Origin of the sequence: Pseudovibrio exalbescens DSM 16456 (assembly GCF_000422785.1) — a bacterium.
In the GTDB taxonomy this organism is placed as follows: Bacteria; Pseudomonadota; Alphaproteobacteria; order Rhizobiales; family Stappiaceae; genus Pseudovibrio; species Pseudovibrio exalbescens.
In genome coordinates this window covers 58,206-74,628 of record NZ_AUGS01000015.1, presented here as the reverse complement: position 1 = coordinate 74,628, position 16,423 = coordinate 58,206, and the positions used below count along the sequence as shown (strand labels likewise).

Annotated in this window: 16 protein-coding genes; all 16 read left to right on the top strand. The window is 55.5% G+C overall.

The window, feature by feature from the left end:
• Nucleotides 1–96 precede the first annotated feature (96 nt).
• On the top strand, nucleotides 97–1,671 hold the full coding sequence (locus G512_RS0111290; RefSeq protein WP_228130502.1) for an ABC transporter ATP-binding protein: 1,575 nt from the start codon (nucleotides 97–99) through the stop codon (nucleotides 1,669–1,671).
• Nucleotides 1,672–1,768: 97 nt separating this feature from the next.
• A complete protein-coding gene (locus G512_RS0111280) occupies nucleotides 1,769–2,872 on the top strand; it encodes an ABC transporter permease (RefSeq protein WP_028481813.1) in 1,104 nt (367 codons plus the stop codon).
• A gap of 10 nt (nucleotides 2,873–2,882) precedes the next feature.
• Nucleotides 2,883–3,851 carry an ABC transporter permease gene (locus G512_RS0111275; RefSeq protein ID WP_028481812.1) on the top strand — a complete coding sequence of 323 codons (969 nt, stop codon included), beginning with the start codon at nucleotides 2,883–2,885 and terminating at the stop codon, nucleotides 3,849–3,851.
• Nucleotides 3,851–4,246 (top strand): cytidine deaminase, encoded by a 396-nt coding sequence (cdd, locus tag G512_RS0111270; protein WP_028481811.1) that lies wholly within the window; start codon nucleotides 3,851–3,853, stop codon nucleotides 4,244–4,246. Before G512_RS0111275 ends, cdd begins: the two co-directional genes overlap by 1 nt.
• Nucleotides 4,247–4,256: 10 nt before the next feature.
• Entirely contained in the window at nucleotides 4,257–5,063 is an 807-nt protein-coding gene (locus tag G512_RS0111265) for a purine-nucleoside phosphorylase (protein WP_028481810.1), read from the top strand.
• 14 nt (nucleotides 5,064–5,077) lie between these two features.
• Nucleotides 5,078–5,857 carry a deoxyribose-phosphate aldolase gene (gene deoC / locus G512_RS0111260; protein WP_028481809.1) on the top strand — a complete coding sequence of 260 codons (780 nt, stop codon included), beginning with the start codon at nucleotides 5,078–5,080 and terminating at the stop codon, nucleotides 5,855–5,857.
• 1 nt (nucleotide 5,858) lies between these two features.
• The gene (deoA, locus tag G512_RS0111255; protein WP_028481808.1) at nucleotides 5,859–7,175 is read left to right on the top strand and encodes a thymidine phosphorylase; all 1,317 of its coding nucleotides are present in this window, start codon (nucleotides 5,859–5,861) and stop codon (nucleotides 7,173–7,175) included.
• A gap of 103 nt (nucleotides 7,176–7,278) precedes the next feature.
• A complete protein-coding gene (locus G512_RS0111250) occupies nucleotides 7,279–8,499 on the top strand; it encodes a phosphopentomutase (RefSeq protein ID WP_028481807.1) in 1,221 nt (406 codons plus the stop codon).
• Nucleotides 8,500–8,644: 145 nt separating this feature from the next.
• Nucleotides 8,645–9,649 carry an adenosine deaminase gene (locus tag G512_RS0111245; protein ID WP_028481806.1) on the top strand — a complete coding sequence of 335 codons (1,005 nt, stop codon included), beginning with the start codon at nucleotides 8,645–8,647 and terminating at the stop codon, nucleotides 9,647–9,649.
• An 87-nt stretch (nucleotides 9,650–9,736) separates the two neighbouring features.
• Complete coding sequence (locus tag G512_RS0111240) at nucleotides 9,737–10,999, top strand: GTP cyclohydrolase II (RefSeq protein ID WP_028481805.1); 1,263 nt, start codon at nucleotides 9,737–9,739, stop codon at nucleotides 10,997–10,999.
• The gene (locus tag G512_RS0111235; RefSeq protein ID WP_028481804.1) at nucleotides 10,989–12,230 is read left to right on the top strand and encodes a URC4/urg3 family protein; all 1,242 of its coding nucleotides are present in this window, start codon (nucleotides 10,989–10,991) and stop codon (nucleotides 12,228–12,230) included. Before G512_RS0111240 ends, G512_RS0111235 begins: the two co-directional genes overlap by 11 nt.
• Before the next feature lie 126 nt (nucleotides 12,231–12,356).
• Nucleotides 12,357–12,986, top strand: a complete 630-nt coding sequence (upp, locus tag G512_RS0111230; protein WP_028481803.1) for a uracil phosphoribosyltransferase — start codon at nucleotides 12,357–12,359, stop codon at nucleotides 12,984–12,986.
• 104 nt (nucleotides 12,987–13,090) lie between these two features.
• Nucleotides 13,091–13,756: a phosphoribosylanthranilate isomerase gene (locus tag G512_RS0111225; RefSeq protein ID WP_028481802.1), complete on the top strand. Its 666-nt coding sequence runs from the start codon at nucleotides 13,091–13,093 to the stop codon at nucleotides 13,754–13,756.
• 133 nt (nucleotides 13,757–13,889) lie between these two features.
• Entirely contained in the window at nucleotides 13,890–14,807 is a 918-nt protein-coding gene (locus G512_RS0111220) for a ribokinase (protein WP_028481801.1), read from the top strand.
• Between the two features lie 29 nt (nucleotides 14,808–14,836).
• The gene (locus G512_RS0111215) at nucleotides 14,837–15,343 is read left to right on the top strand and encodes a retropepsin-like aspartic protease family protein (RefSeq protein WP_051269241.1); all 507 of its coding nucleotides are present in this window, start codon (nucleotides 14,837–14,839) and stop codon (nucleotides 15,341–15,343) included.
• Between the two features lie 128 nt (nucleotides 15,344–15,471).
• The gene (locus G512_RS0111210) at nucleotides 15,472–16,407 is read left to right on the top strand and encodes an aldose epimerase family protein (protein ID WP_028481799.1); all 936 of its coding nucleotides are present in this window, start codon (nucleotides 15,472–15,474) and stop codon (nucleotides 16,405–16,407) included.
• Nucleotides 16,408–16,423: the final 16 nt, after the last annotated feature.

The window sequence follows — 16,423 nt, the reverse complement described above, 5'->3', positions numbered from 1 at the left end:
GCGCTGGATGGCGGGTAAGGGGGAGACGGCCATTGGCCGCAAGCCGGCATGGACCCGCTGGTTTGAAGACGGAACACGAAACGCGGAGATGCGCAGGTGACCATCAGCTTGGACAAACAGAGTGTGGCGGACGTTACCACGCAGGGCGTTGCGGCGATTGAGCTCAGGGGTATCAACAAGAGCTTTGGCCCGGTTCACGCTAACAAGGACATTGATCTCGTGGTTGGCAAGGGGTCTATCCACGGTATCGTTGGCGAGAACGGTGCTGGCAAGTCAACGCTCATGTCCATTCTCTATGGCTTCTACTCGGCTGATACCGGCGACATTATCGTCGATGGCAAGAAGACCGAAATTCCTGACTCCAAGGCTGCCATTGAATCAGGCATCGGCATGGTTCACCAGCACTTCATGCTGGTTGATCCGTTTACGGTCGTTGAAAATGTAATGCTTGGCGCAGAAGGTGGAGCCATGCTCTCGGAAGGCATTGCTCGAGTTCGTAAAGAGCTTGGCCGCCTCGCGAACGAGTATGACATGAAGGTTGATCTCGATGCGGTTGTTGGTGACCTGCCAGTGGGGTTGCAGCAGCGCGTGGAAATTTTGAAAGCGCTGTACCGCGGCGCCGACATCCTTATTCTGGATGAGCCAACCGGCGTTCTTACGCCAGCAGAAGCTGATCACCTGTTTCGGATTCTGCGTGTGTTGCGAGATGAAGGGAAAACCATCCTTCTCATAACCCACAAACTGCGCGAAATCATGGATGTCACCGACATGGTTTCGGTGATGAGGCGCGGTGAGATGGTCGCCAGCCGCAAGACTGCCGAAACTTCCATGGCCGAACTGGCGGAACTGATGGTTGGGCGTAGCGTTTTGCTGGAGGTCAACAAACAACCGGCCGCTCCCAAGGCTCCGCTATTGTCCGTGCGTGATTTGAACGTCAAGGACGAACGTGGGGTCATGCGGGTGAAGAATGTCTCGCTGGACGTAAAGGCCGGTGAAATCCTTGGCATCGCGGGTGTTTCCGGCAATGGTCAGTCCGAGCTGCTCAAAGCGCTCTCCGGCATCATGCAGGCTGAAACGGGCACGATGGATCTGGTTGGCCATACCATAGACTTGAGCAAGAAGCACACCGCAGCGGACTTCCGGGAATATGGCATGAGTCATGTACCGGAAGACCGTCACCGCATGGGGTTGGTGAACAGCTTCGCCGAGTACGAGAATTCCATTCTTGGGTATCACCGAGACGAGGCCTACTCGAAAGGCATGTTGCTGGACGTTGCGAAAGTGCGGGCTGAGGCGTTGGAGCGGATGGACAAGTATGACATTCGACCCAATAATCCGGACCTTCAGGTGGCCAAGTTCTCTGGTGGTAACCAACAGAAGATCGTACTCGCTCGTGAGATCGAGCGAGATCCGGATGTGCTGCTCATTGGCCAGCCAACGCGTGGTGTCGATATCGGTGCGATCGAATACATTCACAAGCGCATCATTGAAATGCGGGATGCCGGCAAGGCGGTGCTGTTGGTGTCGGTTGAGCTTGATGAAATTCGGTCCCTCGCTGACAGAATTCTTGTGATGTTTGACGGAAACATTGTTGGTGAGCGTACACCTGATGCATCCGAACAGGAGCTGGGGCTGCTCATGGCCGGTGTCACGGATGAGGCGGCACAATGATGGACCATCCTCACCAACAACGCTGTTTTCTTGAAGAAGTGATTTCCCGTGATGACTATGATTTTCGGGCGCCTGTGCCAGCTGAGGGGGGCGAGCAATGACTAAGGGGCAACTCCCGAATTGGGTAGAATATGGGGTTCTGCCAGCGATCAATCTTATTGCGGCGTTTCTGGTCTCAGGCGCCGTGGTTTTGCTGATCGGTGAAAACCCCCTTGAGGCCGTCAAATGGCTTGTATGGGGCGCGCTGGGGTACGGCGAGGGTGTTGGGTTCACCCTGTTCTATGCCACGAACTTCATATTCACCGGACTTGCAGTGGCAGTGGCTTTTCATGCGGGGCTGTTTAACATCGGCGGTGAAGGTCAGGCATATGTTGGCGGTCTCGGCGTGGCATTGGCGTGTCTGGCCATGGACCAATATGTGCCATGGTACGTAACCATGCCTTTTGCCATATTGGGCGGTGCCGCTTTTGGAGCGGGCTGGGCCCTCATTCCCGGCTATCTGCAGGCAAAACGTGGTTCGCACATCGTGATCACAACGATCATGTTCAACTTTATTGCGTCCTCGTTGATGGTTTACCTGCTCGCGAACGTCCTGCGCCCGCAAGGGTCCATGCAGCCTTCCACGCGGGGTTTCGAAGAGGGCGGTCAGCTTCCGCTTTTGCGCCACATGTTCCCGGGCTTCGACTTGGGTCAGTCTCCCGTCAACTTGGCGTTGTTCATCTCATTGGTTGCGTGTGTTCTGGTGTGGCTGCTGATTTGGCGAACGAAACTTGGTTATGAAATCCGCACCTTTGGCCAGAACCCCTCCGCCGCTGTATATGCTGGCATTTCGCCCGTTCGGATTACGGTGATCACCATGCTGATTTCCGGAGCTCTGGCCGGCATGATGGGGATTAATGAGGTCATGGGCGCGCAGGCGCGCCTCCTGCTGGATTTCACCGCTGGCTATGGGTTCGTGGGTATCGCCGTGGCACTCATGGGGCGAGGGCACCCAATCGGGATCATCCTAGCATCTGTTCTGTTCGGTATGCTCTATCAGGGTGGCGCCGAACTGGCTTTTGAAATTCCAACCATCACCCGTGACATGATTGTGGTCATTCAAGCGCTGGTGATCCTGTTTGCCGGGGCGCTGGAATATATGTTCCGGCCAGCAGTCGTCGCCTTTTTCAACCAGTTCGCTGGCGAAAAAGCGGTAGCGTGAGGAGGCGGAAATGTTTGATGTAATTATTCTCGTACTCGACAGTACTCTCCGCCTGTCCACGCCATTGCTTTTTGCATGTTTGGCTGGTCTGTTTTCCGAAAGGTCCGGTGTGGTTGACATCGGTCTTGAGGGAAAGATGCTCGGCGGCGCGTTCGCTGCGGGCACAGTGGCTTACTTGACAGGAAATCCCTGGGCTGGACTTCTTGCCGCCATTTGCATCTCCATCGTCCTGTCTCTGATTCACGGATTTGCCTCCATTACCAATCGAGGAAACCAGATCGTATCGGGCGTTGCCATCAACTTTCTTGCGGCCGGTTTGAGTGTGCTGCTTGGGCAGGCCTGGTTTGGTCAAGGTGGACGGACACCGCAGCTCGAAATCGAGGCACGCTTTGCGCCCATTACGCTGCCGTTCGCTGACAGTGTGCGGGATGTGCCATTCTTGGGACCGATCTATGCGGACCTTATCTCCGGGCATAACATCCTCGTTTATGCGGCGTTTCTCACCGTGCCCCTGACGTGGTGGATCGTTTTCCGCACCCGGTTTGGTCTCCGGTTGCGGGCCGTTGGCGAGAGCCCGCATGCGGTAGATACCGCTGGCATTTCCGTTGTCTGGCTTCGGTATCGGGCCGTCATCATCTGCGGCGCTCTTTGTGGTTTTGCCGGTGCCTATCTGGCCATTGCTCAGTCTGCCGGCTTCATCAAGGACATGAGCGCGGGTAAAGGCTTTATCGCGCTTGCGGCGCTAATCTTCGCCAAATGGCGGCCGGTAAGCGCCATGTTCGCTTGTCTGCTCTTCGGCTTTCTCGATGCCATAGCCAACTTGATGCAAGGGCAGGAAGTGCCGGGCATTGGCGAGGTTCCGGTACAGTTCTTCCAGGCGCTGCCGTACATTCTGACCGTCGTGCTGTTGGCAGGTTTTATTGGGCGCGCAATCCCGCCAAAGAATGTAGGTGTGCCTTACGTCAAGGAGCGGACATGATGAGTGCTTTCGACAAACTCTTTGAAGAAGCCAAGGCGGCACATGCCACTGCCTACGCGCCCTATTCCAACTTCAACGTGGGCGCGGCCTTGCTGACAGATGATGGCAAGGTGATCTCGGGGTGTAATGTCGAGAATGGCGCCTATCCCGAGGGGACCTGCGCAGAGGCAGGTGCGATCGCGACCATGGTGCGCGCCGGCAGTACGCGGATTGTGGAAGTAGTTGTGGTTGCTGATGCGGCCTTGTGCACGCCCTGTGGAGGTTGTCGCCAGAAGCTCAAGGAATTTGCTGCCGGCAATACACCTGTGCACGTGGCAGATCTGAAGGGTCTGCGTAGAACATTCACCGTTGACGAGCTTCTGCCCGCCGGGTTTGAGCTTGAACGCAGCGAATAAAGGAAAAAAGATGAGCGGATTTGGTAAGGAATGTGCGGAAGTTGTCCGTGCAGCCCGGTCGGGAAGCTACAAACTGGGCCTCATCCTCGGTTCCGGTCTCGGATCGCTGGCGGAAGAAGTGGAAGATGCCGTGCGCATTCCTTATACGCGCCTTCCCGAGTTTCCCGTTTCTTCCGTCACGGCCCATGCCAGTGAGCTTGTTGCAGGGCATCTTGAGGGTGTGCCTGTGGTCATTCTTTCCGGTCGCGCGCACTACTACGAGGGCGGCAATCCATCGGTCATGCGCACCCCATTGGAGACACTCAAGGAATTGGGCTGTGACACGCTCATCGCCACCAATGCGGCGGGGTCTTTACGCGAGCGCATAAAGCCCGGCAATCCCATGCTCATTAATGATCACATTAACTGGTCGGGCTTGAACCCGCTTATTGGAGAAGAGGACGAACGCCGCTTTCTGGATATGTCTGAAGCATATGACCCGGACGTCCGTGCGGCGTTGAAAAACGCGGCTGCTGAAGTGGGCGAGGATCTGGAAGAAGGTGTTTACATGTGGTTCTCCGGCCCGTCATTCGAAACGCCCTCGGAAATACGCATGGCGCAGACCTTGGGTGCCGACGCGGTGGGCATGTCGACCGTGCCTGAAGTGATCATGGCGCGCTTTCTGGGCATGAAGGTGGGGGCTATCTCCACAATCACGAACATGGGAGCCGGGTTGCAGGCTCATGGCCTTTCTCATGACGAGACGAAGCAGATGGCCCCGCTGGGGGCTGCCAAGATCAAGAAGATTTTGCGCGCTTATATGCAATCAATTGCCTGAGGACATGTTGACCAATGAGTGAAATGACAATGAAACAGGCTGCCGAACGCGCGTTGGGTCTTATCGATTTGACCAACCTGAATGATGACTGCACGCCCGCCGATATTGAAACGCTGGCAGCCAGATCGTCGACGCCCCATGGCCATGTCGCAGCCATTTGCATCTATCCTCGGTTCATCAAGCAGGCGGTGGGCTTGTTAAAGGACTCTCCGGTACGCATCGCGACAGTTGTGAACTTTCCGGAAGGTGGAGAAGATACCCGTGACGTGGTTCGGCAAACCGAGGCCGCGTTGGCGGACGGAGCTGATGAGATTGACCTTGTCATGCCTTACCGCGCCTTTATGGACGGTCGTCGAGGATTTGCAGAAACCCAGATTGCAGAGGTTCGCAAGGTGATCGCGGAGCCGGCCCAACTCAAGGTCATTCTTGAAACGGGTGAGTTGAAGGATCCCCGGCTGATCCACCTGGCATCTGAAACTGCGATTGCCCAAGGAGCCGATTTCATCAAGACCTCCACTGGTAAAGTGGCTGAAAATGCAACGTTGGAAGCGGCTGAAATCATGCTCAATGTAATCCGGGAAACCGGCATTGAGAACCATCGTCCGGTGGGTTTCAAACCCGCAGGCGGCATTCGGACTGTGGCCGAATCGCAGGCTTATCTTGCGCTTGCTGACAAACTGATGGGCCAGAACTGGATCTCATCCGCCACCTTCCGTTTTGGTGCCAGCGGTTTGCTTGATGCCGTATTGGCCGAGATTGAAGGTCGATCAAACGTGAGCACGGAGAGCTATTGATATGCTGCCTCAGGAAATCGTTCGCAAGAAGCGTGATGGCGGTGTGCTGTCACCAGAAGAGATACAGCTTTTTGTCACCGGGCTTACTGACGGCAGTGTGACAGAGGGACAGGTCGCGGCGCTGGCTATGGCCATTTTTTTCCAAGGCTTGAGCGTTGATGAACGCGTTGCCCTTACCCTTGCCATGCGTGATAGCGGTGCTGTTCTGGATTGGTCGGATATCGATGCGCCTATCGTGGACAAGCATTCCACCGGCGGGGTAGGTGACAATGTCTCCCTCATGCTGGCTCCGGCTCTGGCCGTATGCGGCGCAGCTGTGCCCATGATCTCAGGGCGTGGGTTGGGCCACACAGGCGGAACGCTGGACAAGTTGGAGAGCATTCCCGGGTATCAGGCCAAACCGGACAATGCGCTGTTCCGAAAGGTCGTGAAAGATGTGGGCTGTGCTATTATCGGCCAGACCGCTGACCTTGCTCCGGCTGACAAGCGGTTTTATGGCATTCGTGATGTCACTGGTACGGTGGAAAGCATTGATCTGATAACAGCATCGATCTTGTCCAAAAAGCTGTCTGCCGGGCTTCAAACCCTTGTTCTCGATGTGAAATGGGGAACGGGGGCATTCATGGGCTCGTATGATGATGCCAAGGCACTCGCGGAAAGCCTCGTGCTTGTAGCCAATGGTGCCGGTTTGAAGACCACTGCGTTGCTGACAGACATGAACGAGTCACTGGCCTCTGCAGCTGGTAACGCAGTTGAAGTGCAAAACGCGGTCGACTTCCTCAAGGGGACGCATGTCGACAACCGCTTGTGGGATGTGACTGTTGCCATCGGTGGTGAAGCTTTGGCAACCGCTGGGCTGGCAAAAAAACCGGATGTCGGCCGCGAGATGATGCAGCAGGCGTTTGAGAGCGGCAAGGCGGCAGAAGCATTCGGCCAAATGGTCACAGCGTTGGGCGGGCCTGCTGACTTCATGGAAAAGCCTGAAGTCTATCTGCCGAAAGCACCGTTGGAGGTGCCGGTATATGCCCCTGAAGCCGGATTGGTAACCAAAGTGGATGCACGCACTGTGGGGCTGGCTGTCGTTGAGCTTGGCGGTGGCAGGACGGCACCGGAAGATGAAGTGGATCCAGCCGTGGGGCTTGTGCACTTGGCCGGTGTGGGATCGCCGGTCGACAGCGATAACCCACTCGCGATTATTCATGCTCGCAACGACGATCAGGTGCGCCGTGCACAGGATGTCCTGCTGAAAGCCTATTCAATCGGCGAGGCCAAGGACGTTGCGGACTACGATACGATCCGGGATCGAATTGCCCCCTGACCGTGATCGCGGATTTTGCATAAACAAAGGTGTTGTTCGGCGGTGATCGGGTGCCAATCCCGATACTGCCGGACGAAAACACGAAGAACCTGAAGGAAAACAAATGCCCCGCGCTATCCTGTGTGTATTAGACAGCTTTGGTATTGGCGCTGCAGAGGATGCAGAGCAGTTTGGTGACTTTGGCTCGGACACTCTTGGACACATCGCCGCCGCATGTGCCGCAGGCAAAGGCGATCGGGAGGGCTTGCGCTCGGGACCATTGAGTTTGCCGAACATGGACCGTCTCGGGTTGGGGGCAGCTGCGCGCGCGTCAACGGGCAAGGATGTTCCCGGTCTGAGCTTTGATGGTGCACCGCAAGGGCTTTGGGGCTATGCGCAGGAGCTGTCACGTGGCAAAGATACCCCTTCGGGCCACTGGGAAATAGCTGGCGTTCCAGTTGAGTTTGAATGGGGGTATTTCCCTGATGAGGTGCCCTGTTTCCCTCAGGAGTTGCTCGACAAGATCTACCAGCGCAACAATCTTGAAGGCGCTCTTTGTTTGGCACATGGATCTGGCACAGTCGTGATCGAGCAATTTGGCGAAGAGCACGTTAAAACAGGCAAGCCCATCTTCTACACGTCAGCCGACAGCGTGTTCCAGATTGCTGCGCATGAAGAGTATTTTGGTCTGGATCGGCTCCTGGCGCTATGTGAAGACGTCAGAACGTTGCTTGATGACTATAATATCGGCCGTGTCATTGCCCGACCGTTCGTCGGAACAGCAGATAAGGGCTTTGAACGGACAGCCAACCGCCGTGACTACTCGGTTCTACCGCCTGCGCCGACGGTGTTGGACCGATTGAAAAGCGCTGGTCGGCAGGTGTTGGGCGTTGGCAAGATTTCAGACATTTTTGCGCATCAAGGTGTCACGAAGGTCCTGAAAGGGGCTGGTAACGATCAACTCTTCGATAAGACGCTGGATGCGATGCAACAGGCTGGGGATGGTGATCTTGTGTTCTCCAACTTCGTTGACTTTGACATGCTGTACGGACATCGGCGCGATGTGGCCGGCTATGCCGCGGCGCTGGAGCATTTCGATCGTCGTCTACCGGAGATGATTGAAGCGATGAAGGATGGCGATTTGCTCATTCTGACCGCAGATCATGGCTGCGACCCCACCTGGAAGGGCACGGATCATACCCGCGAGCATGTTCCCGTGATTGCTTTGGTAAAGGGGCAGGGTGGCCGTGAGATCGGTTTCCGCAGGAGCTTTGCAGATATTGGTGAGACGGTTGCCAAGTTCTTGAAGGTGGAGCAGGGTCAGGTCGGCACATCGTTTCTCTGAAAGTGTTGTGACAGGGTGAATGGATCGGGTTGAACCTGAATTCAATCCGATCATCGTTGCCAACTCAATAAGGTGTAGATCCCGACGGGTCGCCGAAAACTGCATAATATGTGCCCCAGATCACCCACAAAGAGGTTCTTATATAATGTTCCCCAAGCCACCTGTTGTTCCACGCGCCGAGCTTCATTGTCATATGGAAGGCGCCGCGCCGCCGTCCTTGGTAATCAAGTTGGCCGAACGCTACGGGGTGGCATTGGACGGATTGCTGGACGCAAATGGCAACTACAGTTGGCATGACTTCACAACATTCTTGAAAACATATGATGTGGCCAGCTCCTTGTTCAGATCGCAGGATGACTTTGTTCTGCTTGCTGAGACTTATTTCAATATGTTGGCCGCCGAGGGCGCGATCTACGGCGAAGTCTTCATTTCGCCGGATCACGCCGTGCGCTCGGGTATGAGCTATAAAAGCTATATGGATGCTATCGGAGAGGGCATTGCTCGCGCTCATGCAGCCAGCGGCATTGAAGGACGCATGATTGCGACAGGGGTTCGTCATTTTGGGGCCAAGTCAGTGGAACTGGCGGCCAAGGAGGCCGTCATGAACCCGCACCCCCTGATGACGGGGTTTGGTTTGGCTGGTGATGAACGTGAGGGACATCCGGCCAACTTCCAACGTGCATTTCGTTTGGCCGAAGAGGCTGGGCTCGGCCTGACAGCGCACGCGGGGGAGTTTGGAGGGCCTGAGAGTGTCAAGGCCGTGCTGGATTTCTTGAAGGTGAAACGCTTGGGGCATGGTGTTCGTGCTGTTGAAGACGATGCTGTGGTAGATCGGATTGTCGATAAGGGGATAACCCTTGAGGTTTGCCCCGGCTCTAACGTTGCTTTGGGCCTCTATGAAAACCTGAGGTTTCATCCGGTGAACATTTTGCGCCAGAAAGGAGCGCGGATCACGATCAGTTCGGACGATCCGCCGTTCTTCCGAACGACGTTGGGTCATGAGTATGCGGAAGCATCGCGCGTGTTTGGTTGGACACGAGAGGTGCAGCGTGAGTTGACAGCCAACGCAATACGGGCGGCATTTTGTGATGAGGCCACCAAAAACGCATTGATGACCCGGCTTGATGCTGCAATGCAGAATACGAGATAACCCGTAGAAAATACTTTTCAACGCCGCCCAAACAACGCAAACTGCTCTTTTCCGTAACGGTAAGGAGCGGCTCGCCGCTGGTGGTCAATGGAAAGTGGACTTAAACGACCTTCGCACATTCGTCTCTCAACCCATCCGGGTGCGCAAGACCCTTCACCCTTCAAGATTCAGTGGGGAGAGCAAGATCCGCTCAAGCGTGGGCCTGTGATTGCCAGTCCGAACCAGCCGGAAAATAGAAATACCATTGGTGTCCATGGTGGGTCATATTCGCTCTACAAAGCGCTTGCCGTCTCTTCCGGGAGTTTGGATCCTGACAGGCGCCCAGACTACAACAACACACACCCGATGGTAGAGATCGGACCGCATCCGCAGTGGTGGAGCCCTGGAAAGATTGTGTCTCTGGACCCTTTCGGCGCGATGACGGCACAAGCTTTTCGTGAACTCATCCAGCGCGGTATCGATATCCGTCCGACCATTGCTGTTACCAAAGCCAAACTTGACATGCCGGAGCTGAGAGCTGCTGTCGAAGCTGGCAGGCTTCGTGCCGACAATCGCGTTGTCACACCTGATGGTGAAGTGACGGTCACGAAGGTGGCATTGGATCCCGTTTGGTACCTTCCTGGTATTGCGCAACGATTTGGCGTGTCTGAGGGAGCTTTGCGGCGAAATCTGTTCGAGCAAACAGGTGGCATGTATCCTGATTTGGTGACACGGCCAGACCTGAAGGTGTTCCTTCCGCCGATCGGCGGCACCACTGTTTACATCTTCGGTGATGCGGCCGGGCTGGCCGCAACGGATGGGTCCGTCAGTTGCAGAGTGCATGATGAATGCAATGGATCGGATGTATTCGGTTCGGACATTTGTACCTGTCGCCCCTATCTCTTGCATGGATTGGAGGAGGGCGTGCGTGCGGCCCAAGCCGGCGGGACAGGGCTTGTCATTTACAACCGAAAGGAAGGCCGGGCTTTGGGTGAAGTAACAAAATTCCTCGTCTACAACGCCCGAAAACGTCAGGAAGGCGGAGACACGGCTGCAACTTATTTTGCCCGAACGGAGTGTGTCGCCGGCGTTCAGGACGCGCGTTTCCAGGAATTGATGCCTGATGTCTTGCACTGGCTCGGGATAACGCGGATTGGGCGGTTCATTTCAATGTCGGACATGAAGTACAATGCCCTTGTTGAATCCGGTATTTCTATCGATGAGCGTATCGCATTGCCCGATGAGCTGATCCCAGCCGATGCTCAGGTGGAAATGGAGGCCAAGAAGGCGGCGGGGTATTATAGTGATGCGCCACCGGTTGTTGGTGATGAACTGAAAAACATCCACGGTCGGTCAATCGATGACTACTGAAACACAAGAGTCCGAGGCTCTCTCTCTACTTAACGCCTCAGCCGTGCGAGAACGTGCGCATGAAATGCTCACGCTCGGCCTTGAGGGAAAACTCGATCATTTTGCAGTTGATTTGAGTAAACTGGCAGAAGCTGCCCGCCGCACCCTGGCTGCTACGCGGGCTGCTTATCCGGATCTTCAGATCCCATTCCACGCCCGATGGCGCCATTTTGAGGCTGGAGGGGTTGATCGTTGGGCGATGCTGGCGGGGGCGAGACGGTTCTCCGACGTTCACGGCATGGGGCGCGCTGCCTTCGATCTGGCAATCCTGTCTGTGCTGTTGGATGCAGGGGCCGGGCCGGAGTGGAAATTTCATGAAGGCGTTACAGGGGAAACATTCAGCCGTTCTGAAGGACTGGCAATTGCATCCCTTTTGATGTTTTCCGGCGGTACTTTCTCCGGCAGCCCACTGGATCCTTTCCGAGCCGATGCCGGAGAGCTTTTTCGCATTGATCCTGATGAAGTGCGAGAAGGCTTGCAGGCCGGCCCAGATAATCCCATCGTCGGCTTGAAGGAACGGGCCGACCTGTTGCGTCGGTTGGGGGAGGCCGTGTCATTACGGCCGGACCTTTTCGGGACCAAGGATGAGCCACGGCCGGGTGGTCTGTTTGATCTGCTTTATGATGAAGGGCAAAGCGCCCCGGTGCCTGCGCCGCGCATACTGGAGTTGTTGTTGGACGGGTTGGGCCCAATCTGGCCTGGACGAGAAGAGATTGATGGAGTGGGGCTGGGTGATACCTGGCGACATACAAAAATCGAACGCACCAACAAAACCAACGGTTTGATCCCGTTCCACAAACTGAGCCAATGGATGGCATATTCATTGGTTGAACCGCTGGCGTGGGCGGGTGTCGAGGTGAGTGATCTGGATGGGCTGACAGGTCTGGCGGAGTATCGCAACGGAGGCCTGTTCTTGGATACTGGCGTTCTGTCTCTACGCAATCCGCAAGAGGCTTTGGGCAATCATGACATCAGCAGCGAGTTGGTTGTAGAGTGGCGAGCTCTCACGGTCGCTCTTTTGGACAAGTTGGCCGATTGGATCCGGGCGGATCTTGGCGTATCGGCTGATCAATTGCCGTTGGCCTGTGTGTTGGAAGGGGGATCTTGGTCCGCGGGTCGCCAGATAGCCTTTGAAAAAAGGCCCGGCGGGGAACCGCCCTTGACCATTATCAGTGATGCCACCGTTTTTTGATGGCAGAGACTGGACAGCAGCGTGATGGTGAGTCACAAGCCTGTCTGAATTATGAGAATTGACCCGTCTCTCGAGGTGATGCCGGATGGTAAGGTCAGCCGCGAGAGGGAGAATAAAGAGGTAAAGATGCCTGGCGCAACTGTAATCGACCACCCACTCGTCCAGCACAAGATGACACACATGCGGATGAAGGACACCTCGACGCAAGGCTTCCGTCGCCTGCTCCGGGAAATTTCTCTACTTCTTTGCTATGAGGTGACGCGCGACCTGAAGCTGGTGGACACGTCAATTGAAACACCTGTCTCCGAGATGAATGCGCCAGTTCTCGCAGGCAAAAAGCTGGTGTTCGCCTCCATCCTGCGCGCTGGGAACGGCCTGCTGGAAGGGATGCTGGAGCTTATTCCATCTGCACGAGTTGCACATATCGGTCTTTATCGTGATCCGGAAACGCTGGAAGCTATTGAGTACTATTTCAAGGCGCCGGCAGATATGAATGAGCGCCGCATCATTGTTGTTGATCCCATGTTGGCCACCGCCAATTCCGCAATTGCAGCGGTTGAGCGCTTGAAGCAGCGCGGAGCCAACAACATGTGCTTCGTGTGTTTGCTCGCGGCACCTGAAGGTGTGCAGCGCTTCAATGAAGCCCATCCGGACGTGCCGATCTATACCGCCGCAGTGGACGAAAAGCTTAACGAGAAAGGCTATATCGTCCCCGGCCTCGGTGATGCCGGCGATCGTATGTATGGTACAAAATAAACATTGGACGAAAGAACCCGGTCATCGCACCGGGTTTTCTTTTGTCTTTCAAAGGCACCTAGATAACAGTACCTTAATCCCACTTATATTTGATGGGGCATACCATGGATAGCTACGCAGGACGGACCCGTATGAAGGTCTGCTGTATTTCTTCGTTTGAAGAAGCCCAGATCGCTGTGGCCTATGGCGCTGATGCGCTGGGGCTGGTCTCCAAAATGCCGAGTGGGCCGGGCGTCATTAGTGACAGCCTGATCTACGAGATCGCTCAGATGATTTCACCCCCTGTGGCCTCTGTTCTGCTTACCTCAGAAGTCAAGGCCGATGCTATCGCGGATCATCTGGTGCATTCGGGTGCGAACACGGTCCAGATTGTCAATCACATTGATCCTACGGAACACGAGCGGTTGCGCAAGAAGCTTCCTCGCGGCCTCAAGGTCATTCAGGTCATCCACGTGGAAGACGAGCATGCGGTGGAGATGGCACAGGACTATGCTCCTTATGTGGACGCGCTTCTTCTCGATTCCGGCAAACCTTCAGAGGATCAACTTGGAGGGACAGGCCGCACTCATGACTGGACACATAGCAAGGCCATTGTCGACAGCGCAGCAGCACCGGTTTTTCTGGCGGGGGGGCTGACACCTGACAATATCACTGAAGCGATCCAGACCGTACGGCCGTTTGCGGTGGATGTCTGCTCGGGTGTGCGCACCAATGGTAAACTGGATCGGGCCAAGCTGGCAGCGTTTTTTGATGCCGTATCAACTGCCTGAGGTGCGGATGAAAAAGACGATTTGCACCAGTTAGTGAATTGGTGTTACTCAGGAAAATTCGAGCGGTCGCATAACACGGTTGCTTATGGTTGGGTAGCTGAAGATACCCGTTGAAGTCTGAGGGCGTGGTCGGATGATAGTTGTTCTGGGGTCCATTAATCTTGACATCGTGGTAGCTGTGGATCGATTGCCGGCTGCGGGCGAAACGGTTGTTGGTCCGGATCATCAATATTTTGCTGGTGGCAAGGGCGGCAATCAGGCGTTTGCTGCCAAGATGGCAGGGGCAGATGTTCGCCTCATTGGTGCCGTCGGCTCGGATCTGTTTGGTGAACCTGCACTTGTGAACCTGAAATCCGTTGGTGTGGATCTTAGTGGCGTTCGGGTCCTTGATGGGGCAACCGGTCTGGCCATGATCGGAGTTGACGCTGGCGGTGAAAACCAGATCCTTGTTGCAAGCGGGGTGAATACACGTATCGACGCCGCTTGGCTTGAAGAGTGCCTGACCTCGGAAGACACGTTGCTTTTGCAGATGGAGGTGCCCTCTCATGTTGTGGCTCGGGCAATTCAGATTGCCAAAGCAAAAGGTGCGCGCGTTGTTCTGAACCCGGATCCAGCCACCAACCCGGCCGTAGCTGAACTGGTCGAGGCTGCCGATGTGATTGTCGCCAGCCGTAAGGAAGCGGCTGCACTGGCTGACCTGAATGGTTACCCGAAAGATCCGGAAGATTTTATAAGTGCTTTGGCGCGTCCCGGACGTGCCGTCGTGCTGACAATGGGGCGGAATGGAGCAATGGCTCATGATGGCCAACAGTCTTTGGGCCATGTGCCGCCTGCGCCGATTGAACCGATTGATACCACTGGCGCCGGGGATGCCTTCGTTGGAGCGCTTGTGGTTGCGTTAGACCGGGGCGCAAACTTGAAGCGGGCGCTTTATGAAGCCAACGCTGCTGGCGGGCTGGCATGTACGCGCACTGGGGCTCAAACGAGCGCACCAACCGGTGATGAAATCGCCCGTCTGGCGGATGCACTAGAGCAGGGCACCGCGACTTAGGTCGATGCGGGAGAACGGGAGAGCAGGGCGTGATACGGTATCTGGCCATTTTGGCTATCGCATGCGCCCTCGCGGTGTTCGTTCCGCGCGTGCTCCAAGGATATATGGAGCGTCAGGAACGCCAGACATTGGCTGCTGCGGAGCCGTCAGGAACCACTTCTCGCAGCATTGTATTGTCAGCGGATCGACAGGGGCGCTTCAAGGTATCCTTGCGTGTCAACGGCTATTCTATCGTGGGTGTTCTGGATACAGGGGCGACCATGGTAGCGCTCCCCCAAAGTATCGCAAAGCGTGCAGGCATTCACGTCAGTCCAAATGATTTTACGAAGGTAGCGGTCACCGCGAACGGCGAGGTTGATTTCGCGCCTGTCACATTGGATCGACTTGATATCGAGGGCTTGCGTCTGCGCGATGTTCATGCTGCCGTTCTTCCTGATGAGGCTTTGAGCGAAGTGTTGCTGGGAATGACCGCAATGAATCGCCTTGGGTCGGTTCAATTTGAGCCTGATCGACTTGTTATTCGTTATCCGAAATAGGTGCATGACCCGAAAACCTAGGAATTATCCATAGGTTGCACTTGTGCACCATGTGTTTTCAAGAGACCCTGAACATGACTTGAAACAGACTTGAGAGGAGGGCAGGTCTCAAAGCTGGGAGTAGGGTCATGGTATTGCGAAAATTTGGGCATCTTGCCAACAAACAGGAAGTGCAGGAAATCATTTTGCGCCGCGGGCAACTCACTGCGAGCGTCCTCACCTACGGTGCAGCAATACGAAGCTTGACCTTTGAAGGCCGGGAGATTGCACTGGGGTTTGACAGTATTGAAGACTACCTCCGGTATGCACCGGATCTGGGTGCCATATTGTCAACGGAAGAAGACCCGGATCAATCCCCCACCAAAATGCAATCTTGGAACAATTGGCCCGATCTTCATTTGTGGACTCTGGAGGAGGCTGCCGCCGATCGTGTCCGCCTGTCTTTGAGTGTGCCTATCGGTGCAGCAGACAAGGGGGAACGGGCCGAACTCATTTGCCAGTACATCTTGATGCCCAACAACACGCTGCGCATCGAACTTGAGGGGCATAGTGATAAGGAAGCGTATTTTAATCCCAGATTTCACGGTGTTTTTAATCTGAGCCCCACTCAGAAGCTTGAGACACATTGTGTTTCCATCCCCGCCAGTGGCTATTCCTCCCCCGTATCTGGCAAGGCCGCCTGGTTGCAGATCGCAGATGTTGAAGGAACACGCTATGATCTGCGTAATGCGCATCGAATGGCGTCAGATGCGGGACGTCCCCTCGATGTGACCTACTACATGCGATTGAACCGCCTGACGGTTCCAGAGCTTTCGGCAGTTGTTCAGGAAGACACAACCGGAACCAAGATGGAGGTCTGGTCCACGGAGCCAGGTCTTGTCTACCGGGAGGGGCTGAGTATTAGGCCCGGCAGTCATTGTCGAGCGCCCAACCAGCCAGCGCGCCAAGGCTTCTCCATAGAGCCGCAGGGTTGGCCGCGAACTAAGGAAAAGCACGAATTTTCCAATGTAATTCTGAAGCCGGGTGAGGTATACAAGCAACGCACAGAATTCAGATTTTCATAGGGCCATGTTCGGGGGC

Bases quoted from the DNA above. Each gene is read 5' to 3' on its own strand.
- G512_RS0111235 (WP_028481804.1), top strand. From the start codon at position 10,989: ATGACTACTGAAACACAAGAGTCCGAGGCTCTCTCTCTACTTAACGCC.
- G512_RS0111225 (WP_028481802.1), top strand. From the start codon at position 13,091: ATGGATAGCTACGCAGGACGGACCCGTATGAAGGTCTGCTGTATTTCT.
- cdd (WP_028481811.1), top strand. From the start codon at position 3,851: ATGAGTGCTTTCGACAAACTCTTTGAAGAAGCCAAGGCGGCACATGCC.
- G512_RS0111275 (WP_028481812.1), top strand. From the start codon at position 2,883: ATGTTTGATGTAATTATTCTCGTACTCGACAGTACTCTCCGCCTGTCC.
- G512_RS0111210 (WP_028481799.1), top strand. From the start codon at position 15,472: ATGGTATTGCGAAAATTTGGGCATCTTGCCAACAAACAGGAAGTGCAG.
- G512_RS0111245 (WP_028481806.1), top strand. From the start codon at position 8,645: ATGTTCCCCAAGCCACCTGTTGTTCCACGCGCCGAGCTTCATTGTCAT.
- G512_RS0111240 (WP_028481805.1), top strand. From the start codon at position 9,737: ATGGAAAGTGGACTTAAACGACCTTCGCACATTCGTCTCTCAACCCAT.
- G512_RS0111220 (WP_028481801.1), top strand. From the start codon at position 13,890: ATGATAGTTGTTCTGGGGTCCATTAATCTTGACATCGTGGTAGCTGTG.
- upp (WP_028481803.1), top strand. From the start codon at position 12,357: ATGCCTGGCGCAACTGTAATCGACCACCCACTCGTCCAGCACAAGATG.
- G512_RS0111265 (WP_028481810.1), top strand. From the start codon at position 4,257: ATGAGCGGATTTGGTAAGGAATGTGCGGAAGTTGTCCGTGCAGCCCGG.
- G512_RS0111250 (WP_028481807.1), top strand. From the start codon at position 7,279: ATGCCCCGCGCTATCCTGTGTGTATTAGACAGCTTTGGTATTGGCGCT.
- G512_RS0111280 (WP_028481813.1), top strand. From the start codon at position 1,769: ATGACTAAGGGGCAACTCCCGAATTGGGTAGAATATGGGGTTCTGCCA.
- deoC (WP_028481809.1), top strand. From the start codon at position 5,078: ATGAGTGAAATGACAATGAAACAGGCTGCCGAACGCGCGTTGGGTCTT.
- deoA (WP_028481808.1), top strand. From the start codon at position 5,859: ATGCTGCCTCAGGAAATCGTTCGCAAGAAGCGTGATGGCGGTGTGCTG.